Annotated in this window: 24 protein-coding genes and 1 pseudogene; 12 read left to right on the top strand and 13 right to left on the bottom strand. The window is 49.2% G+C overall.

Annotated elements, in window-relative coordinates; all coding sequences use genetic code 11:
* Nucleotides 1–3 precede the first annotated feature (3 nt).
* From DET_RS08265 to DET_RS08250, 4 genes are all read right to left on the bottom strand, one after another.
* Complete coding sequence (locus DET_RS08265; RefSeq protein ID WP_010937289.1) at nt 4–195, bottom strand: PLD nuclease N-terminal domain-containing protein; 192 nt, start codon at nt 193–195, stop codon at nt 4–6.
* Between the two features lie 16 nt (nt 196–211).
* On the bottom strand, nt 212–526 hold the full coding sequence (locus DET_RS08260) for a YbjQ family protein (protein ID WP_010937288.1): 315 nt from the start codon (nt 524–526) through the stop codon (nt 212–214).
* Nucleotides 523–795 (bottom strand): AbrB/MazE/SpoVT family DNA-binding domain-containing protein, encoded by a 273-nt coding sequence (locus DET_RS08255; protein WP_010937287.1) that lies wholly within the window; start codon nt 793–795, stop codon nt 523–525. The genes DET_RS08260 and DET_RS08255 overlap by 4 nt, the downstream gene beginning before the upstream one ends.
* A gap of 150 nt (nt 796–945) precedes the next feature.
* Entirely contained in the window at nt 946–1,437 is a 492-nt protein-coding gene (locus DET_RS08250; RefSeq protein WP_010937286.1) for an HIT family protein, read from the bottom strand.
* A 160-nt stretch (nt 1,438–1,597) separates the two neighbouring features.
* On the opposite strand from DET_RS08250, the gene DET_RS08245 reads away from it, so the two are divergent.
* The 3 genes from DET_RS08245 to DET_RS08235 are packed head-to-tail and all read left to right on the top strand — an operon-like array spanning nt 1,598 to nt 3,987.
* Complete coding sequence (locus DET_RS08245; RefSeq protein WP_010937285.1) at nt 1,598–2,845, top strand: homocitrate synthase/isopropylmalate synthase family protein; 1,248 nt, start codon at nt 1,598–1,600, stop codon at nt 2,843–2,845.
* 54 nt (nt 2,846–2,899) lie between these two features.
* Nucleotides 2,900–3,343, top strand: a complete 444-nt coding sequence (tsaA, locus tag DET_RS08240; protein WP_010937284.1) for a tRNA (N6-threonylcarbamoyladenosine(37)-N6)-methyltransferase TrmO — start codon at nt 2,900–2,902, stop codon at nt 3,341–3,343.
* Nucleotides 3,325–3,987 carry an endonuclease III domain-containing protein gene (locus tag DET_RS08235; RefSeq protein WP_010937283.1) on the top strand — a complete coding sequence of 221 codons (663 nt, stop codon included), beginning with the start codon at nt 3,325–3,327 and terminating at the stop codon, nt 3,985–3,987. Before tsaA ends, DET_RS08235 begins: the two co-directional genes overlap by 19 nt.
* 50 nt (nt 3,988–4,037) lie before the next feature.
* On the opposite strand, the gene DET_RS08230 is transcribed toward DET_RS08235, so the two are convergent.
* The 9 genes from DET_RS08230 to folP form a co-directional block, all read right to left on the bottom strand.
* Complete coding sequence (locus tag DET_RS08230; protein WP_010937282.1) at nt 4,038–4,739, bottom strand: glycerol-3-phosphate acyltransferase; 702 nt, start codon at nt 4,737–4,739, stop codon at nt 4,038–4,040.
* Nucleotides 4,736–5,599 (bottom strand): PHP domain-containing protein, encoded by an 864-nt coding sequence (locus DET_RS08225; RefSeq protein ID WP_010937281.1) that lies wholly within the window; start codon nt 5,597–5,599, stop codon nt 4,736–4,738. The genes DET_RS08230 and DET_RS08225 overlap by 4 nt, the downstream gene beginning before the upstream one ends.
* Before the next feature lie 2 nt (nt 5,600–5,601).
* Nucleotides 5,602–6,372, bottom strand: coding sequence for a TIGR00282 family metallophosphoesterase (locus tag DET_RS08220; protein WP_010937280.1), 771 nt, complete (start codon nt 6,370–6,372; stop codon nt 5,602–5,604).
* Nucleotides 6,373–6,383: 11 nt separating this feature from the next.
* A complete protein-coding gene (rny, locus tag DET_RS08215; RefSeq protein ID WP_010937279.1) occupies nt 6,384–7,967 on the bottom strand; it encodes a ribonuclease Y in 1,584 nt (527 codons plus the stop codon).
* Nucleotides 7,968–8,038: 71 nt separating this feature from the next.
* Nucleotides 8,039–8,683 carry a regulatory protein RecX gene (locus tag DET_RS08210; RefSeq protein WP_010937278.1) on the bottom strand — a complete coding sequence of 215 codons (645 nt, stop codon included), beginning with the start codon at nt 8,681–8,683 and terminating at the stop codon, nt 8,039–8,041.
* An 86-nt stretch (nt 8,684–8,769) separates the two neighbouring features.
* Entirely contained in the window at nt 8,770–9,783 is a 1,014-nt protein-coding gene (recA, locus tag DET_RS08205) for a recombinase RecA (protein ID WP_010937277.1), read from the bottom strand.
* A gap of 123 nt (nt 9,784–9,906) precedes the next feature.
* Complete coding sequence (gene queD / locus DET_RS08200) at nt 9,907–10,278, bottom strand: 6-carboxytetrahydropterin synthase QueD (RefSeq protein WP_010937276.1); 372 nt, start codon at nt 10,276–10,278, stop codon at nt 9,907–9,909.
* Nucleotides 10,278–10,808 carry a 2-amino-4-hydroxy-6-hydroxymethyldihydropteridine diphosphokinase gene (gene folK / locus DET_RS08195; protein WP_010937275.1) on the bottom strand — a complete coding sequence of 177 codons (531 nt, stop codon included), beginning with the start codon at nt 10,806–10,808 and terminating at the stop codon, nt 10,278–10,280. The genes queD and folK overlap by 1 nt, the downstream gene beginning before the upstream one ends.
* A complete protein-coding gene (folP, locus tag DET_RS08190) occupies nt 10,799–11,647 on the bottom strand; it encodes a dihydropteroate synthase (protein ID WP_010937274.1) in 849 nt (282 codons plus the stop codon). The genes folK and folP overlap by 10 nt, the downstream gene beginning before the upstream one ends.
* A 245-nt stretch (nt 11,648–11,892) precedes the next feature.
* On the opposite strand from folP, the gene tatA reads away from it, so the two are divergent.
* The 9 genes and pseudogenes from tatA to DET_RS08945 all read left to right on the top strand — a co-directional run bounded on the left by tatA (nt 11,893) and on the right by DET_RS08945 (nt 18,102).
* Nucleotides 11,893–12,090 (top strand): twin-arginine translocase TatA/TatE family subunit, encoded by a 198-nt coding sequence (gene tatA, locus DET_RS08185; RefSeq protein ID WP_010937273.1) that lies wholly within the window; start codon nt 11,893–11,895, stop codon nt 12,088–12,090.
* A gap of 83 nt (nt 12,091–12,173) precedes the next feature.
* On the top strand, nt 12,174–12,410 hold the full coding sequence (locus tag DET_RS08180) for a twin-arginine translocase TatA/TatE family subunit (RefSeq protein WP_010937272.1): 237 nt from the start codon (nt 12,174–12,176) through the stop codon (nt 12,408–12,410).
* 66 nt (nt 12,411–12,476) lie between these two features.
* Complete coding sequence (locus DET_RS08175; RefSeq protein WP_010937271.1) at nt 12,477–12,767, top strand: Sec-independent protein translocase subunit TatA/TatB; 291 nt, start codon at nt 12,477–12,479, stop codon at nt 12,765–12,767.
* Entirely contained in the window at nt 12,764–13,549 is a 786-nt protein-coding gene (gene tatC, locus DET_RS08170) for a twin-arginine translocase subunit TatC (protein WP_010937270.1), read from the top strand. The genes DET_RS08175 and tatC overlap by 4 nt, the downstream gene beginning before the upstream one ends.
* A 170-nt stretch (nt 13,550–13,719) precedes the next feature.
* Entirely contained in the window at nt 13,720–14,862 is a 1,143-nt protein-coding gene (locus DET_RS08165) for an FMN-binding protein (RefSeq protein ID WP_041223487.1), read from the top strand.
* A complete protein-coding gene (locus tag DET_RS08870; protein WP_010937268.1) occupies nt 14,835–14,957 on the top strand; it encodes a hypothetical protein in 123 nt (40 codons plus the stop codon). Before DET_RS08165 ends, DET_RS08870 begins: the two co-directional genes overlap by 28 nt.
* A 190-nt stretch (nt 14,958–15,147) precedes the next feature.
* Nucleotides 15,148–16,341, top strand: coding sequence for a 4Fe-4S binding protein (locus tag DET_RS08160; protein WP_010937267.1), 1,194 nt, complete (start codon nt 15,148–15,150; stop codon nt 16,339–16,341).
* Between the two features lie 82 nt (nt 16,342–16,423).
* The gene (locus DET_RS08155) at nt 16,424–17,458 is read left to right on the top strand and encodes an FAD:protein FMN transferase (RefSeq protein WP_010937266.1); all 1,035 of its coding nucleotides are present in this window, start codon (nt 16,424–16,426) and stop codon (nt 17,456–17,458) included.
* 196 nt (nt 17,459–17,654) lie between these two features.
* Nucleotides 17,655–18,102 (top strand): annotated as a pseudogene (locus tag DET_RS08945) (RrF2 family transcriptional regulator).
* Nucleotides 18,103–18,257 lie beyond the last annotated feature (155 nt).

Here is an 18,257-nt window from a genome sequence, read left to right as displayed (position 1 = left end):
GGTTTAGTCTTCCTCCCGGCCCAGAGTCAGGTAGATTATCGGGCCTATAATGTTTACAAATACGATTATTACCGCCCAGACCCACTTGTTGTCCCAGCGGACTTTGGGGCGTTTGACTAAATCCACCACTGCTATAATAAGCAGTATCAGCTGGAGGACAATCAGAGGGGCAATAAGTGCCCAGTTAATATCCATTTTATTTTCCTGCCTTTTATTCCACTATTACGGCTGTGCCGTAGGCCATTACTTCGGAAGCATTTTGCATAACCGCCGAGGTTGAAAAGCGGACACAAATAATAGCGTTAGCCCCCTTTTCCTTGGCTTCGGCTTCCATGCGCCGTATGGCTTCATTCCGGGCTTCGTCCAGCATCTGGGTATATTCCTCAATTTCACCACCCACAATGCTCCTTAATCCGGCCAGAATATCCTTGCCTATGTGTTTAGCCCGGATAGTATTTCCTTTTACCAGCCCCAGGTTTTTTATAATCTTGTGTCCGGCTACATCTTCGGTATTGGTAAGTATCATTTGGTTTTAGTCTCCTTCTTTGTTTCGTTTGCCAGTTCGGCATTGGCTCTTTGTATCTGGGCTCTTGCCTGGTCCAGCTGGCTCTGCATGGCAGACAGCTGGTCAGCCCTCATGACCGCAAAAGCATTCTGCTGGGGGTTTCCCATGAAAATCACCTGGTCTCCGGGGTGAATATTGAATATTTTGCGGAATTTTACCGGTATGACTATCTGCCCCTTAGCTCCCACCGAACCCGAACCGTAAAAAATCTCCATCTGTTGTGGGTTCATTCCACTGCCTCCCGTTTAAATATCTGGGGATAATAATACATATCCTACTAGTATGAATAGTATAACAAGTATTACTAAAAGGCAAGACCCTGCAGGCGGGTTTTGCAAATAAAGTTTCTGAAAGGCTGGCAAAGACAAAAACGGGCTTATTTAAACGGACTGGAAGCAGGGCTTAAGGCGGCGGTAGGTATCTGCCGGGGCTTCGTTCTGAACCTTGGTCTGGCCTATAACCGGCATGAAGTTGGTATCCCCGTTCCAGCGGGGCACAATATGGGTGTGGATGTGTTTGTCTATACCGGCACCGCCCACCCGTCCCAGATTCATACCTATATTAAAGCCTTCAGGTTTGTATTCATTTTTAAGTACGGCAACCGCCCGGCAGACCAGACGGTAATGCTCGTTGCGTTCTTCTTCGGGAAGCTCCTCCAAAGCGGAAGTATGGCGGAAGGGTACAACCATAAGGTGCCCGGCATTGTAAGGAAAAGCATTTAAGATAACAAAGTTGTATTGGCCGCGGAAAAGTATCAGGTTTTTCTGGTCTTCGCTTGCGGCCGGAAAAGTGCAGAATATACAGCCGCTATCTTCGTTTTTGACTGCCTTTTCTATGTATTTTGCCCGCCAGGGTGCCCATAAATTATCCATGCCAGCTCCTTGTCTGTTTATGATTTTAAACGTAAAAAGCCCCCAAGTCAAAGGGTTTTTGGATGTTAAAACAGAGAAAGAAACCGCAAGGGTTTGTGGGCTAAAGCAGGCTATGATAAAATATTATATTTAGCGCATCTATTACAGGGGGTATAATCACGTGGGAAAAATTTTCATAGTTGATGTAACCAACAGAGACGGTGTCCAAACAGCGCGCCTCGGCCTTTCTAAGCTGGAAAAGACCCTGATAAATATGTATCTGGACGAAATGGGTGTTTTTCAGTCTGAGTTCGGCTTTCCCACCACTAAACATGAGCGCGGTTATATTGAAGCTAACCTTGAGCTGGCCAAAATGGGCGTTATCAAGAATCTGCGTCTGGAAGGCTGGATACGGGCTCTTGTGGCTGATGTAGACCTGGCTTTCCGCCGGGCACCCGGCCTGAGACACCTCAATTTGTCCATATCCACTTCGGAACAGATGATAAACGGCAAGTTTCAGGGGCGCAAGGTCTTTACCGATATAATTGATGATATGACTGTGGCTGTCAATGCCGCTTATGCCAAAGGGGCTGAGACAGTGGGGGTAAATGCCGAAGATGCCTCCCGCACCTCAATTGTAAACTTGCTTGAGTTCGGCAAGGCTGCCAAAGAAGCAGGTGCTACCCGCCTGCGTTATTGTGACACTCTGGGTTATGACAACCCTTTTACCATATATGAAACTGCCCGTACTCTGTCAGAAAAAGTGGGAATGCCTATAGAGATTCACTGCCACGGTGATTTAGGTATGGCTATCGGCAACTCTCTGGCCGGTGCTAAGGGCGTGGTTGACGGCGGTCAGGACGTGTATGTAAATACCACCATAAACGGCATTGGCGAACGGGCGGGCAATGCCGACCTGGTAGCTTTCCTGCTGGCTGTTCTTAAATCCAAGGGTTTTGGTGAAAAATATCAGCTGGGCCATGAGATAGACCTTTCCAAGGCCTGGAAGATAGCCCGCTTTGCCTCATATGCGTTTGATGTGGAAATACCCATTAACCAGCCTGGGGTGGGACGCAACTGTTTTGCCCATGCCTCCGGCATACACGCAGACGGCGTTATCAAAGACTCCCAGAACTACGAGCTTTATGGCTATGAGGAACTGGGACGGGGTGAAGCCCTGATGGTTGAAACCGGGCGTGAAATCTGTGCCGGCCAGTACAGCGGCATTTCAGGCTTCCGCCACGTTATGGGCAATATGTCGGTGGAACTGCCTGAAGATAAAGATGAAGCCAACAAGATACTGGAACTGGTACGTTATGCCAACGTAGAGGCCCATAAACCTCTGGTGGAAGACGAGCTTATCTTTATTGCCAAATATCCGGAGATAAGCCGCCGCCTGCTTACTCTGACACCGCTTATGAATGACTAAAAAGCCGGACTTTAAAAAGGGGATTTAAATCCCCTTTTTTATTTGGAGGGTAAGATGAATATACAAATGAAATCCATCGGCACTGTGGTAAATGATATTGCCGCCAAACCTGACCATAATTTTAAATGGGCAGATGTGGTCTCCGAAATACATATAAATCCGGAACTGGCTGAGGGACTTGAGCGTATAGAAGAGTTTTCCCACCTGAATATTATCTGGTCTTTCCATCAGTCCCAGTCCGAAGGCCTGGCGCTCCTGGTCTATCCCAGAGGTCAAAAGGAGTTCGGTAAAATAGGGGTTTTTGCCAGCCGCTCTCCCTTCCGCCCTAATCCCATCGCCAAGACGCTGGTCAGGCTGCTTGAGCACAAAGGCAATGTGCTTAAAGTAAAAGGGCTGGATGCCATAAACGGTACGCCGGTACTGGATATCAAGCCTTTTATAATAGATTATGACTCTGATAAAGAGGCGATAACAGCACCTTGGCTCAGCAAAATTTAAGCCAAAAACTCAGTGACATATACCAGTGTCTTTTAGATAAATACGGCCCTCAGCACTGGTGGCCGGCTGAAAGCCGCTTTGAGATGATGACAGGTGCGGTGCTTACCCAGAGTGCCGCCTGGACAAATGTAGAAAAAGCCATTGCAAGATTAAAAGAGGCTGGTCTGCTCTCACCGGAAGCTATAATGAAGACCGATGAGGATACTCTGGCCGAAGCTATCCGTCCCTCAGGCTACTTCAATGTCAAAACCCGTAAACTAAAGGCTTTAGCTGCCTGGCTTGTAGCTGGTTATAACGGACAGGCTGATAAACTGCTGCCGGCGGAGACTGACGCACTCCGCCAGGAACTTCTGGGGGTATGGGGCATAGGTGAGGAAACGGCAGATTCCATACTTTTATATGCCTGCGGAAAACCCGTTTTTGTTATAGATGCTTATACCCGCAGAATTTTCAGCCGTTTGGGTCTGGCGGAGAGGGATGCGGGTTATGACCGTCTTCAAAGGCTTTTTACGGCAAATCTGGCGGCTGATGCCGCGGTTTTTAACGAATACCATGCCCTAGTAGTCAGGCATGCCAAAGAGCATTGCAGGGTCAAGCCTGTGTGTCAGGGGTGCGTGCTGAAAACTATCTGCGGCTTTAACTGATAGACCGGGCAGTTGCCTGCGGAAATATTCTTTGCTTAGGCAAAACAGGATTATAAAATATTCGGGCTTTCCTCAGCGGGGGCAGAATTCCGGTTTATCCAGACGGAGCGGCTTCTTATATCCCGGTCAAGAAACATGCGGTTAAATATCAGCTCGGCTTTGGAAACGGTATGGGCATATTCATTGTCAGGTGCCATCAGGCGGCGGGTAACCATGATTAGAAAAATTCCTATAAAGCCCCAGCTAATAGTCTGGTATTCCCGGATGCCAAAAAACCCGTGAAAATAGCCTGACATAAACGGCAGTGCGGCCACCCCCAGAAACACCCCCGGAGCCATTTTTTTGAAGAGACCAAAGGCGATGGCTGTTCCCAAAGCTATCAAAGCCGGAACGGGTGCCATTACCAGAGCCACTCCCAGTGAGGTGGCAATACCCCTCCCCCCGTTAAAGCGGAGAAAGACCGGCCAGTTATGCCCGGCAATAGTAAACAAACCGACTACTATTTGCTGCCAGAGCGCCAGTCCCAAAGCGCCGGACAGGAGTATCATCACAGCCCCTTTTGAAACATCAAAAATAAAAACAGCCAGCCCCAGCCTCTTGCCGGCGGTTTTAACAACATTGGAAGCCCCCACATTGCCGCTGCCGTAACGGCGTATATCTATGCCCCTGCGCCAGCGGGAAAGCAGGTAGGCCATGGGGATAGCCCCTACCAGATAACCGGCTATGGCCATGATTATAAATACCAGGCTCATTCCATATCCTCCGCCAGCCCTTTGGCCTTTATTTGGCGGGCTTTGGCAATCAGCTTTTTGGCATCCTGCAAGGGTACTTCCGCCCCGCCGATGGGTGTTTCGGTAAGTTCGTCCAGACCGTGATAATCGCTGCCGCCGGTAGTGAGCAGGTGGTGTTTGCCAGCCAGCTTTACCAGCCCGTCTATCTGCTGGGGGTTAAACCCCCCGTAGTGGCATTCAAGGCCCATCAGCCCGGCCTGAACCAGCCGTTCCACCATAGGCTCATGGTCCATTATGGTCAGGGGGTGAGCCATGACCGGTATGCCCCCGCAGGAAAGTACCAGCCGGACCGCTTCTTCGGGGTTCATTTTTATCCGCTCCACATAGGCAGGCCCTCCCCGCCCTATGTACTTGTCAAAAGCCTCGCCCATGTTCTGGATATAGCCTTTTTCAAGCATGGCGGTGGCAATATGCGGCCGTCCCACTGTACCTTCACCGGCAATTTCCGAAACCCTCTGCCAGCTTATTTCCATACCCAGCCCGTTAAGCTTTATGACCATATCACGGGCGCGTTCCACTCTGGAGCGGCGCATTTCGGTCAGGGTATCATTCAGAACCGGGTCTTGGTAATCTACAAAATACCCCAGAATATGGACATCCCCGCCGCTGTAGTCGGTGCTTATCTCCACGCCGGGTATGACCCTTAGTTTGGGGTACCTACGGGTGGCTTCTATGGCAATGCCAACCCCGCCCAGATTGTCATGGTCACATATGGCAATATACTCCATATTGACTTTGGCGGCTTTGGCAACAATATTCTCTGGTGAGTGGACACCGTCTGAAACGGTGGTGTGGATATGCAAATCTACTTTGGAAGACATGTTTAGCTTATCTCCCTGTAAATGCGTTCTATACCTGTGGCCAGTCCGGTTTTGGTATTTACGGTGACTACCACGGCATTCAGCATGACCCTGCCCTGGGCTACACTCAGGCGGCCGGGTATGCCGGTCAGGAAACGCTGGATAACCGCATCCGGTTCGTCCCCTATTATGGAATCAATAGGCCCTACCATGCCTATATCACTGACATAGGCGGTGTTTTTGGGCAGCAAACGGGTATCACAGGTGGCCACATGGGTATGGGTGCCAAGAACGGCACTTACCCTCCCGTCCAGATAGAAACCCAGCGCCATTTTTTCAGAGGTGGCTTCGGCATGGAAATCCACAATAATGGCAGCCGGTTTGAAATTCAGTTTGCACAGCAGGGCATCAATACTGCGGAAGGGGCAGTCTATATCGTACATAAAGGTACGCCCCATCAGGTTTACCACTAAAACCTTGTCTTTAAGGACATAACCCTGTCCGGGTACGCCCGGAGGGTAGTTTAAAGGGCGGATAACCGGCAGGCTCTCCTCGTCCATCACCGTGGCTATGTCACGGTGCTTCCAGACGTGGTTGCCGGTGGTGATTACGTCTGCCCCGGCCGAAATCAGGTCCTGGGCAGTGGCCGGGGTTATGCCAATCCCCCCGGCCGTATTTTCTCCGTTTACAATGGTAAAATCTATCTTGTATTCCTGTTTCAGTCCCGGCAAGATATCCCGCAGGGCATCCCGCCCCGGCTTGCCGATGACATCACCGATTACCAGTATCTTCATTACTACCTGCCCTACTTGGCAAAGTCTACAGACCGGGTTTCCCGGATAACAGTAACCTTAATCTGTCCGGGGTACTCCAGCCCGTCTTCAATCTTCTTGACTATATCTCTGGCCAGCCGCATAGCACCCAGGTCATCAATCTCCTCAGGTTTGACCATGATGCGCACTTCGCGCCCTGCCTGTATGGCAAAGGATTTTTCAACCCCTTTGAAGCTGTCGGCAATCTCTTCAAGAGCCTTGAGGCGTTTGATGTAGTTTTCCAGTGATTCGCGGCGGGCACCGGGTCTGGCCGAAGAAATGGCATCTGCGGCAGATACGATAAAACCCCAGATGGAAACGGTGGGGGTGTCAAAGTGGTGTTCAGCCACACCCTTGATAACTTCGGGTGATTTTTCCCACTGCTTGACCATGTCTGCGCCTATCTGGGTATGGGTGCCTTCCACGTCACGGTCAACCGCTTTGCCTATGTCATGCAGGAAGCCGGCCCGTCTGGCAAGGGTAACATTTACCCCCAGCTCGCTGCCTATCATGCCGGACATCTGGGCTACCTCTATACTGTGCTGAAGCACGTTCTGGCCGTAACTGGTGCGGTATTTCAGCCGCCCCATTACCTTTATGATTTCAGGCCGCAGTCCGTGAACGCCTGCCTGATAGGCGGCCTGTTCGCCGGAAGCTATCATGGCGGCTTCCACTTCCTCTTTGGCTTTTGCTACCACTTCTTCAATGCGGGCCGGGTGGATACGCCCGTCAATAATAAGTTTGGAAAGTGCCTGTCTGGCAATTTCCCGCCGTACCGGGTCAAAACTGGAGATAGTAACTGCCTCCGGGGTGTCATCTATAATAAGGTCTACTCCGGTTGCCTGTTCCAGCGCCCGTATATTGCGGCCTTCGCGGCCAATCAGCCTGCCCTTCATTTCATCGCTGGGCAGGGGTACGACATTGGTAGTGGTTTCGGTAACTACGTCAGAGGCACAGCGCTGGATAGCCTGGGAAACAATCTCCCGGGCTTTTTCATCCGCTTCAGCCTTGATTTTTATCTCCCACTCACGCAATCGGCGGGAGGTTTCCTGCTGCATTTCGCCTTCCAGCATCTCAAGCAAACTTGACTTGGCCTGTTCAGTGGTCATGCTGGCCACTTCTTCCAGACGCTTCAGTTCGGCTGTCCGTATTTCTTCAATCTGGGACTGTGTTTCATCAATACTTTTTTCCCGGTTGGTTAAGGACTGTTCCCGCTGTTCCAGGTTTTCAAGCTTGCGGTCCAGGGCTTCGGTCTTCTGCATAACCCGGTTTTCCTGCTTGGCCAGTTCAGAACGGCGTTCTTTAAGTTCAGCTTCGGCGGAATTGCGGGCCTTGTCAGCTTCGCGCTTGGCTTCCACCAGCACATCTTTAGCTTCCACTTTGGAGTCCGCCAGCATTTTGGTTGCTTTGCGCTGGGCGATACGGAGCTGGCGGTTCATAATAAAGCCCCTGAATACAAACAGGGCCATACCGCCGAAGACAATACCTATAATAAAACTGAAAAAGATGGCCAGAATGGCAGATAAAGGCAGGCCGGTAGTTGTTGTCGGCGCTGTCTCCATAAAGAATTCCAACATATATATATAAACCCCTTTCTTTTAGAAGCTCTCTTCAACGGGGGTATCAGAGAGCCGTAACTATGTAAGACTTACAATTCGTCTGTGTTACCGTTTCCGCATTCATCCCACAGGCGGGAAACGGTACGGTTAATTACCTCGTAGCCGAATCCGCGGCGCAGCAAATACTGGCTGAGGCGCTGGCGGAACAGGTGGTAATTATCTTTGGGCAGGTTTTTTGCCTTGGTCAGGGCTGCCCGGTAAGCACTGTCCACGTCATCAACAGTGTTTACCACGTTTTCAATTATCTCATTAGATATACCCTTTTTCTTGAGTTCCTGTGAAGTCAGGCTGCGGCTGCGGGGACGGAATGACTGGCGGTTTTCATGCCAGAACTGGGCAAAAGCCTGGTCATCTACCAGCCCCTGCTCCTTCAGCTTGGCCAGTATGGAGTCAATATCCCGGCTGCAAAATCCCCGCTTAACCAGTTTCTGGGCCAGCTCAGACTGGCTGCGGGGGCGATAGGACAGATACCCCAAAGCAGCTTCGTAACAGCTTTGGCAGTCATCAATGAGCTTTAAGGTTTCAATCTGGCTGGGGCTCAATTCCTGGCCTATTTTCAGGCCTTCCCTCTCACATACGCTATAAGACAGGTTGAAGAAATCCTTGTTGTCCAGAGATATCTTGCACCTCTGGTTAGCACCTCGGGTTTTTCTTATTGCCGTTATACTTGGCATTTAATCCCCCAAAAAAAAGACAAAGCCGAGACACAGTCTGCCTCAGCCCCAATATAAAAAGATGTCTTTTTACTTAAAGCCAGGGATTAATCGCCATCACCAATACTGCAAAGGGTGACCGCTGAGGCACGTATTTTTTCTTCAATTTCCTGCGCCAGATCTGGATTTGCCGCCAGATAGTTTTTGGCGCTCTCTCTGCCTTGCCCCAGGCGAATGTCCCCATAGGAAAAGAAAGCCCCTGCTTTCCTTATAACTTCACTGGTTACGCCTAAATCAATAAGGTTGCCCTCGCGGCTGATACCTGAGTCAAACATGATATCAAATTCGGCTGTCCTGAAAGGGGGAGCAACCTTGTTTTTTACCACTTTGGCCCGTACCCGTGTACCAATTGCTACGGTACCTTGCTTGATGGTTTCTATGCGCCTTAGATCTATACGCACCGAACTGTAGAACTTAAGCGCCCGGCCGCCGGGGGTGACTTCGGGATTGCCGAACATAACACCCACTTTTTCTCTCAACTGGTTAATAAAGATTACGGCCGTTCTGGTTTGCCCGATGGAAGCAGTCAGTTTACGCAGTGCCTGGGACATAAGCCTGGCCTGCAGACCTACATGTGAGTCACCCATGTCGCCTTCTATTTCGGCTTTGGGCACCAGCGCCGCTACGCTGTCAATCACTATGACACCAATGGCGGTGCTTCTCACCAGCTCTTCGGCAATACCAAGCGCTTCTTCACCGGTATCCGGCTGAGATATTAAAAGCTCATCCAGATTAACCCCGCAGGTTGAAGCGTATTTGGGATCAAGGGCATGCTCCACGTCTATGTAGGCGGCTTTTTCACCCATTTTTTGGGCCTGGGCAATAATATGTTGGGCCAGAGTCGTCTTGCCGGAGCCTTCCGGACCGAATATTTCAGATATCCGGCCTCTGGGAATCCCGCCAACGCCCAAAGCAATATCAAGTGCCAGTGAACTTGTAGGAATGAACTCAACTGTCTGCCTGAAGGTAGGGTCACTTAGTTTCATTATTGAACCCTTGCCAAAACGCTTTTCTATTATGCCGACAGTGAGTTCCAGTGCCTTATCTTTTTCCGTGGTCATTTCGCCTCGTTTTCTAGTCAAAATGATAGCATATAGTAACTTATTCTACAATAAGCCCTTGACTTTTCAGCCCTTTGGCGTGCGTGAAAACGGTCTTGTCCAGACCTTTAGTCAAGGGTGTGGTTAGTCAGGCTGGTAGAGCACAGAGCTGTCCGGTGATTCCCAGACCTCCACCCCCCGCAGCTCCACCCCCATCCGGCTGATAACCGGTTTCAGCTTGTCATATATGTCTCTGGATATGTTTTCGGCGGAGGGGTTTTGGTTGTCAAAGGGTGTCAAGTCATTCAGGCAGGTATGGTCGTAGCTTTGCAAAACCTCACCCAGGCTGGTTTTTAGCACTTTGAAATCAGCCCCCATGCCGCATTCGTCCAGTTCATTTGCCCTTACCTTCAGGGCTACTTCATAGCGGTGGCCGTGCAGGTTTTCGCACTTGCCTTTATATCCCCGCAGGAAATGGGCGGCTTCAAAATGTTTTTTTACACTCAGGTAGTACATTACTCGTCCTCCTCGTCATCTTCCGCTGTATCTTCGCCGCTTTGCGGCAGGCGGGAAAACGGGCGGATAGACTGGCCGGGCGGCAGTTCTTCAAGCAGCTCTGACAAACTTAAGCGGCTGCCCGGATAGATAAAATCAGCTGCCAGTTCCACAAGAGGCAGCATTACAAAAGCCCTTTCAGTCAGGCCGGGGTGAGGTATAGTCAGGGCGGGTGTATTCAAGCGCTTCTGTCCGTACAGCAGGATATCAATATCTATTATGCGGGGCTGGTTATGGCTGCTTGGGCTTCGTCCCATATCCTGCTCTACCTTTTGGGTAAACGCAAGCAGGTCTTGGGGTGAAAGTTCGGTGCGGGCTTCCAGCACCATATTTAAAAAGTCGGGTTGAGCCGGGCAGTTAAGCGGCTTGGTTTCATAAATTGTAGAAAGGCCGCTAATACTGATTTTCTCTGAAAGGCGGCTCTGGGCATCTTTCAGGTTCTGTTCACGCTCACCCGTGTTTGACCCCAGCCCCAGGTAGATTATTTCCATATTTTACCCCTTACAACAGCATCACTCATCCGGCAGACCCGTTTCATATAGGCTACATCATGCACCCTTACAATATCCGCCCCGCCCCCTATCCCCAGGGCAACCGTGGCGGCCGTCCCTTCCAGCCTTTCGCCCGGCGGGGTGTCCAGCACCTGCCCGATAAGGGATTTGCGGGAAGTGCCCAGCAGTATAGGCAGATTTAGGGTTTTCAGTTCTGACAAACGGCGGACAATTTCCAGATTTTGCTCCAGGGTTTTGCCGAACCCCACTCCGGGGTCAATAATAATATTTCGGGCGGGTACACCCAAGCCAAGCAGCCTCAGGGCAGTTTCCCTCAGTTCGCTGGTGACTGCCGCCATTATATCTTCCGCCGGGTTTTCCCGCTGGTTGGAGGTTATCACCCAGCCGGCAGGCCTTTTGGCTGCCAGCTCAAAAAGGGAAGGGTCTTTTTTTAACCCCCAGACATCATTTATTATGCAGGCGCCGGCTTTCAGGGCTTCTTCCGCCACTTCTCGCCGGTAGGTATCTACGCTTACGGGTATATCCAGATTTCGGGAAATAAGCCTAACCGCCGGTATGACCCTGTCCAGTTCTTCCCGGGTGTTTACCGGCTGGCTGCCCGGGCGGGTGCTTTCACCGCCTATATCCAGTATATCTGCCCCTTCCAGAGCAAAACGGCGGGCCTGTTCCAGAGCGGCTTCGGGGTTAGCACCCAGTCCGTCACCTGAAAATGAGTCAGCGGTGACATTGACTATACCCATTATGTAGGTACGCTCTCCCCAGCCGAATTGTTTTGAGCCGAAGAGGCTTTCTACAGGTTTTTTTGCGGGTAAATCCATTAACTTTCCCCTCTGTGATGATTATCTCAGCAAATGATAAAAGGAGCAAGCAAATACTGCCGCCCGGCCGTCATTTCCAAGCTTAAAAGGGCTTAATCAAAGTATTTTGAGCCTTAACTAATTTTTTATGTAGTTTGACAAGCCAAATTTTAGCGAGTATCATAAAACGTTGGTTGTGAGTATTTGATATATCGCAATTAAGCCTCAGTCTAAGTCCATTTCAGGTTTAATTTAGGAGGTCACACATGCCTAAGATTGGTCCTATGGAAATACTTATCATAGTTCTTTTGGTTGTAGTGGTGTTCGGTATAGGCAAACTTCCTCAGGTCGGAGATGCTATCGGCAAGGGCATCAGAAACTTCAGGAAGGCTTCCTCCGGTGAAGAAGAAAAAGAGGAAGTTGAAACCAAGGAAGAAACCAAGACCATTGAAAAATCAGAATAAATAAAACTGAATTAACCCCTTTTATATGTATAGAAGGGATTTGTTTTGAAAACCTGTGAAAGGTTTTAAATAGGAGGTAGGCTATGCCTAAGATTGGCCCAATAGAGATACTCATTATTGTACTTCTGATTGTGGTGGTTTTTGGTGCCAGCCGAATTCCCAAAATCGGCGAATCACTGGGTAAAGCCCTGCACAATATCCGCAAGAAGAATGACTTTGAAGAGGAAACTCCCAAGCCGAAGGTTGTAAAAAAACTGGAGGATGGTGCGGTTTCCGCCAAGATAAACGAAAAGATAGCTGAGACTAAAAAAGAGTCTTAAGCCCTTTTGTCTTTTACTAGGCTCTAAAGTAAAATTCGCTAGTAATTTGGATTAAGGCGTTAGATTATGGATTTTCTGGGAATCGGCTTCGGTGAAATTATTATCGTGCTTATTGTGGCCACCCTGATCTTCGGGCCCGGCAAGATACCTGAGTTTGCCCGCCAAATCGGACAGTTCGTTAATTCCTTCCGCAAGGTAACCAGTGAGATGACCAGAGACTTTACCAGAGCTATTGATGCTGAAAATCTGGCCTCTCCCGGTAAAAAGAAGACCGGCAGTAGTTCTACCAGTACCTCCAGCAAATCTAAATCGCTTGAAAATTTTCTGAACGGACCTGGAAGCGGGGGTAAGGCGTGAGCAGTAAGAACGAAACTCCCGAAACGGACGAAGAAGAACCCCCGGAGGAAGCCAAGGCAAAAGGCAAAATGCCTATCGGCGGGCATTTTAATGAGCTTCGCCAGCGTTTTACCCGGAGTATCATTGCCCTGATAGTGGGTGTACTGGTGGCCTTTTTCTTTGCCACTCCCATTATCGGCTTTTTAACCGCTCCCGGCGGCCCGGATTTCAAACCGGCCCAGCTGGGGGTCATGGAATATGCCTCGGTCTTTTTCAATGTATCACTCTGGGCGGGGTTTATTCTGGCTTCCCCTTATATCCTTTACCAGCTGATTGCTTTTATTACCCCGGCTCTAAACCGCAATGAAAAGAAATTTATTTTTACGGCCATACCGGCGGTCACTGGAATGTTCCTGCTGGGTCTGGCTTTTGCTTATTATGTGGCTTTGCCTCCTGCTTTAAATATCCTGCTGCACTGGGGCGATGATGTGGTACTCACCGTGGTAGGTATCCGGGACTATATGAATGTAGTCACCAGAATACTCATTGCCTTGGGACTTATATTTGAAACCCCCTTTGTTATTATGGTGCTGGCCAGACTGGGAGTGGTATCCCCCAAGTGGCTGGCTTCCAAGCGCAAAATCTGGATAGTCGTGGCCTTTGTCATTGCCGCGCTTATTACACCTACCTTTGACCCGGTAAACCAGACCATCATGGCCGGTCCGCTGATTGTTCTTTATGAAATATCCATCTGGCTGTCAAAACTGGTATACCGCAAGAAGAGGGAAGTCAGCGAATCTTAGTCACAAAAAAGTGAATACTCTGGCCTATTTGAATTTCACTAATAGATTAGAGTAAACTAAGTGTATCTTAAAGAGGCTTGAATAAAGCCTCTCCTCTTATATACCCCCGGAAGGGCAAGTGATTGAAAAGTTCAAATTGGTTTAGCTCAAATCGCAGTAAGATAATAACTCTGCTGGCTTTATTAAGTCTGGGGTTGGCCGCTATATATGGGTTTACCCATCAGGATTTAGGCTACAAGGAATACATTTCTCAGGTTGTACCGGAAGATTCCGAGTATACAGAGCTAATGGCTACCAGTCAGGGTGTGCTTTACGCCATACTGGATGACGAGGGTCAGCCTCAAAGCTATGTTACTATTTCGCAGGGACAGGGTTACGGCGGCCCTCTGCTGGTTGCCCTTAACTGGAGCCTTGACGGCATTATTCAGCAGATATCTGTCCCCGTTCAGCACGAAGACCTTCCCTGGTGGCGGGTTCTGGAAGCCAGACATTTTTTTGACCAGTATATAGGCCGCGGCTACGAAGACCCTATCCAGATACATGAAGACATAGACGCTGTTTCCGGTTCTACCGTTTCTTCAAACGGGGTCGCCATGGCTGTTAAGGCCGGAAGGCTTCTGGTGGTGAAGGAACTGGGGTCAGACTATAAAGACCCGCTTCCGGGTATAAAATTCGGTCTACCCGAATTTATGGTCTGTCTGGGTCTGGCCTTTGTGTTCTGGGTGCGCACCTTCAAGCCGTTTAAAAATCCCAAACGTGCCCGTTATCTGGCACTTACCTACAGCTTTTTTATAGTGGGTATCTGGCTTTCAGTACCCCTTAGCCTGAACAATATTGCCAGTTTCCTGGTAGGTTATGCCCCCAGCCTTGAGCAGTTTATCATCTTTTACATTGTAGTCTGGGGAATACTGGGTTTGGCCATCCTCTTTGGCAAAAACTACTACTGTTACTGGCTGTGTCCTTTCTCTGCGGTACAGGAAGGGCTTCATTTCATCGGAGAGGGCATTTCCCCCTCTTCCAATGCCCAGAAACGTTTCAGGTGGGTGCGCTATGCGCTTCTCTGGCTGGCTTTGATGCTGGTGTTTATATTCAGAGCGCCCAATGTGTCCGGTTTTGAACCCTGGAATCTGTTTTTCAGCCTCAAAGGGGACTTTCAGGAGTGGATACTCATGATAGCCACCTTGATAGGTGCCATAATTTTTTACAACTTCTGGTGTAATTATCTTTGCCCTGTAGGGGCTTCGCTGGATATAATAGTAAAGACCCGTAAGTGGATAGGAAACAAATGGAAAAGCCTGTTAAAGAAAAAATAAAGGTAATAGATATTTTCCTGGCGGTCATGATAGCGTTCTGCGCTGTTTTCAGTTTGATAGTTATGCTGGTAAAAGCTACCGGGCTGGTAGACTGAATAGCCTGTTTTAAAGGAAAATCTGAGGTATATACTTGAGCTTGCCAATAAAATATATGCGTGATAAACTAGCTATTTAGTTGTAGTATTATCAGTGAATTATTTATTTAATAATAGTTTTTAATAAACAATCATTTCTGGGGTACGCAGACGGTTGGTAAAGTGTCTCAGAAAGTGAGGCGGTCATTAGATGCAGAGCAGTTTCTGGAAACTACACGGTAAACAAGCGCTTATAATATTTGCCATTATCTCTGTAGTTATAGCCGGGGTAATAGGCAAGGTTTCCGCTTCACCTGACGTTGAGCAGTATCTTTCAAAGGTTGTTCCGGAAGCTGCCAGCTTTAAAAAACTGGATGACCGCGCATCAGATGACCTCTATCTGTTCGCTGCCCTTGACTCAAATGGCACCCAGATTGCGTATGTTACTTCCGGCCAGGGTATAGGTTATGCCGGCTCTATGACGGTAGTAGTTGCCTGGAGCAACGAAGGCGTTATTCTGGCTATGGATGTCCCCCAAACCAATGATACTCCTGCTTGGTACGGCAGACTGGCTGCCAATGATTATTTTTCCCAGTTTATCGGCCGCTCTTATCAGGACCCGCTCCAGCTGAATGAAGATATCAACGCCATTTCCGGAGCTACCCGTTCTTCAACCGGTGTTGATACCGGTGTCCGCGCAGGACGTCTGATACTTTCCGAACAGCTGGGCAACCCATATCCTGTTCCGCCTGAACCTGTCAATTTCGGGCTGGCCGAAGTCTTCTTTATTGCCGGCATTGTGTCAGTATTTGCCCTGCGGATGGTGCCTGCTTTACGCAAAATACATGTCCTGCGTTACCTGAGCCTGCTGATAGGGTTAGCAGTCTTCGGTATCTGGCTTTCCATACCGCTGAGTCTGGTTAACTTCATTGTCTTCCCCACCGGTTTTGCCCCAACCTGGCAAAGCAACTTGCTCCTGTACCTGATGGTTTTCGGTATCATAGGGGCGGCCCTTGCCTTCGGTAAAAACCTGTGGTGTTTCTGGATGTGCCCGTTCTCTGCCATTCAGGAAGGACTTAATTTTATCGGCGGCGGCCGTACCCGTCCCATTACCCGCACTCAGCTTGCCATGCGTAACACCAGGTATTTTATTCTCTGGGTAATAGTAGTGCTGGTTCTGGTTTTCCAGTCCCCTCAAATGGCAGTATTTGAGCCATGGAATACCATCTTTAGTCTGAAGGGGGCGCTGGATCAGTGGCTTCTGGTTATAGCTACTCTGGGCGTGTCTCTCTTTATCCATGACTTCTGGTGTCATTACCTCTGCCCGGTGGGTGCTACTATGGATATCATACTTAAAATACGCAAAGGCACTATCGGGCTGGTTCGGAAGTTTTCCAGCAGATAGTTACAAATAAAATAGCAGTAGTTTTTTACCAGCACCGGCCGCATTTATATTTAGGGGTTTGGTGCCGGGGGAGGATAATAAAGTGAAAAATAAACTTACCAGAAGAGATTTTATCAGGATTTCGGCTGTAGGTGCCGGGGTTTTAGCTGCCGGAGGTTTAGGGGTTAAAGAGCTGATAACCTCTGCGGCTGAATGCCAGTATTCCGAAACCAAAACTCTTTTGGGTACTTATATAACCATCACTCTGGTAGACAGCAGCCGGGACAATGCCGAAGCCAAGGTCAAGGATACCTTCGCTGAAATTGAGCGCTTGTCTTCGGTATTTAACCGCTTTGATATTACCTCTGAGCTTTACCGTTTGAATAAAAGCGGTCAGGCCATAGGTGCTTCCAGCGAATTTGTCTCGGTTCTTTCCAGTGCCCAGTATTGTGCCGAACTTAGCGGCGGGGCATTTGACCCTACCGTACTGCCTGCGCTGGACCTGTGCCAGGACAGCTTTGCCAAAACCAAGCTGCCCCCCTCTGTTGCCCAGCTGGATGAGGTAAAATATCTGGTTAATTATAAAGAGATGTCTATTAAAGGCAAAGACGTAGTCTTGGGCAGAAACGGCATGGCTCTTACGTTGGACGGCATTGCCAAAGGCTATATTGTGGATAAGGCTACCGAATATCTGCGGGGACGGGGTGTCAGCCAGGTAATAGTTGAAGCTGGCGGGGATTTGGCCCTTCAGGGTATGCGCGAAGACGGCCAGCCGTGGAAGGTGGGTATTACCCATCCCAGGGCTTATACCGGCTACTATGATGTTATCCAGTCTTCCAATGCCTGTCTGGCTACTTCCGGTGATTATGAAAACGCCTTTACCCCAGATTATAAATATAACCATATTATTGACCCCCGAACCGGTTTTTCACCTCAGGAACTGTGCAGTGCTACGGTTATTGCCCGTGATACCCTGCTGGCTGATGCTCTGGCTACTGCCGCCATGGTTATGGGCGTAGACGAGACCCTTAAACTGCTGGAGAGTTTGGACGGAGCCGAAGCTTTGCTTATCGGCAAAGACCTGAAGAGTTATACAACCAGCGGTTACCGTGCCCTAAGTGAGCACCTCAGCACCTGACCTTTTTGAGGCGGTACTCTTTAAATGAGGACTATTGACCATAAATCAAGCAGTCCTCATTTTTTATTTTATATCTGCGTTGCCGAATGCCCTTTTCTTGACAAAAAATTGCCATTCCTATAGCATAGACATATTTCCTGAGCTTGTTAGTAATAACAATACTACTATTAATGGTTAGTTTTTGGAGGCAGATGCAATGAAATTGTCAGCCCGCGGCAGGCATTCTATGGAAGCCATGTTTGACCTGGCTGTTCATTATGGCGAAGGCCCTATTTTGATTCGTGATGTTGCCCAGCGGCGAAAGATATCTGAACAGTATCTGGCTCAGCTTTTTATCCCCTTGCGTATAGCCGGGCTGGTCAGAAGCGTTCGCGGGGCTAACGGCGGTTTTGTACTGGCCAGAGACCCCCAAAGAAATAAGACTGAGTGATATTGTAAAGGCTACCGAAGGTTCTACCTCCCCTTCGGAGTGTGTAGATGACCCCAGAGTTTGCTGGCGCGGTGAAGGCTGTATCACCCGCGGTGTCTGGGTGAAGATTAAAAAAGCTACCGATGAAATTCTGGATTCTATAAGCCTGGCTGATTTAGTGCAGCAGTGGAAAGAAAGCGGTTCACCTGAAACTCCTCTGGAGCTGGGTGTTTAGCCCCTGCAACAAATCTTCGGGCATACCCTTCCATCGAGATAGTTATCTGGTTTCCGGTAAGGATATTTAAAATAACCTGCCGGAAATCTGTTTTTTGGAGTACCATGCTTCCCTGCCTTCAGAGCAGAATTGGTCTCGGAGGATATTTCAGGTAT

Origin of the sequence: Dehalococcoides mccartyi 195, from assembly GCF_000011905.1 — a bacterium.
GTDB lineage: Bacteria > Chloroflexota > Dehalococcoidia > Dehalococcoidales > Dehalococcoidaceae > Dehalococcoides > Dehalococcoides mccartyi.
Note: the sequence above shows the minus strand (reverse complement) of the source record. Positions and strands in the feature narration are given on the sequence as shown.

What these genes read in the sequence shown, in the direction of transcription:
- DET_RS08220 (WP_010937280.1), bottom strand. Translation starts at nt 6,372, where the DNA reads ATGAAGATACTGGTAATCGGTGATGTCATCGGCAAGCCGGGGCGGGAT.
- DET_RS08260 (WP_010937288.1), bottom strand. Translation starts at nt 526, where the DNA reads ATGATACTTACCAATACCGAAGATGTAGCCGGACACAAGATTATAAAA.
- DET_RS08230 (WP_010937282.1), bottom strand. Translation starts at nt 4,739, where the DNA reads ATGAGCCTGGTATTTATAATCATGGCCATAGCCGGTTATCTGGTAGGG.
- tsaA (WP_010937284.1), top strand. Translation starts at nt 2,900, where the DNA reads ATGAATATACAAATGAAATCCATCGGCACTGTGGTAAATGATATTGCC.
- queD (WP_010937276.1), bottom strand. Translation starts at nt 10,278, where the DNA reads ATGTACTACCTGAGTGTAAAAAAACATTTTGAAGCCGCCCATTTCCTG.
- DET_RS08250 (WP_010937286.1), bottom strand. Translation starts at nt 1,437, where the DNA reads ATGGATAATTTATGGGCACCCTGGCGGGCAAAATACATAGAAAAGGCA.
- DET_RS08180 (WP_010937272.1), top strand. Translation starts at nt 12,174, where the DNA reads ATGCCTAAGATTGGCCCAATAGAGATACTCATTATTGTACTTCTGATT.
- DET_RS08870 (WP_010937268.1), top strand. Translation starts at nt 14,835, where the DNA reads ATGGAAAAGCCTGTTAAAGAAAAAATAAAGGTAATAGATATTTTCCTG.
- DET_RS08210 (WP_010937278.1), bottom strand. Translation starts at nt 8,683, where the DNA reads ATGCCAAGTATAACGGCAATAAGAAAAACCCGAGGTGCTAACCAGAGG.
- tatA (WP_010937273.1), top strand. Translation starts at nt 11,893, where the DNA reads ATGCCTAAGATTGGTCCTATGGAAATACTTATCATAGTTCTTTTGGTT.
- DET_RS08175 (WP_010937271.1), top strand. Translation starts at nt 12,477, where the DNA reads ATGGATTTTCTGGGAATCGGCTTCGGTGAAATTATTATCGTGCTTATT.
- DET_RS08255 (WP_010937287.1), bottom strand. Translation starts at nt 795, where the DNA reads ATGAACCCACAACAGATGGAGATTTTTTACGGTTCGGGTTCGGTGGGA.
- folP (WP_010937274.1), bottom strand. Translation starts at nt 11,647, where the DNA reads ATGGATTTACCCGCAAAAAAACCTGTAGAAAGCCTCTTCGGCTCAAAA.
- rny (WP_010937279.1), bottom strand. Translation starts at nt 7,967, where the DNA reads ATGTTGGAATTCTTTATGGAGACAGCGCCGACAACAACTACCGGCCTG.
- DET_RS08265 (WP_010937289.1), bottom strand. Translation starts at nt 195, where the DNA reads ATGGATATTAACTGGGCACTTATTGCCCCTCTGATTGTCCTCCAGCTG.
- recA (WP_010937277.1), bottom strand. Translation starts at nt 9,783, where the DNA reads ATGACCACGGAAAAAGATAAGGCACTGGAACTCACTGTCGGCATAATA.
- DET_RS08225 (WP_010937281.1), bottom strand. Translation starts at nt 5,599, where the DNA reads ATGTCTTCCAAAGTAGATTTGCATATCCACACCACCGTTTCAGACGGT.
- DET_RS08160 (WP_010937267.1), top strand. Translation starts at nt 15,148, where the DNA reads ATGCAGAGCAGTTTCTGGAAACTACACGGTAAACAAGCGCTTATAATA.
- folK (WP_010937275.1), bottom strand. Translation starts at nt 10,808, where the DNA reads ATGGAAATAATCTACCTGGGGCTGGGGTCAAACACGGGTGAGCGTGAA.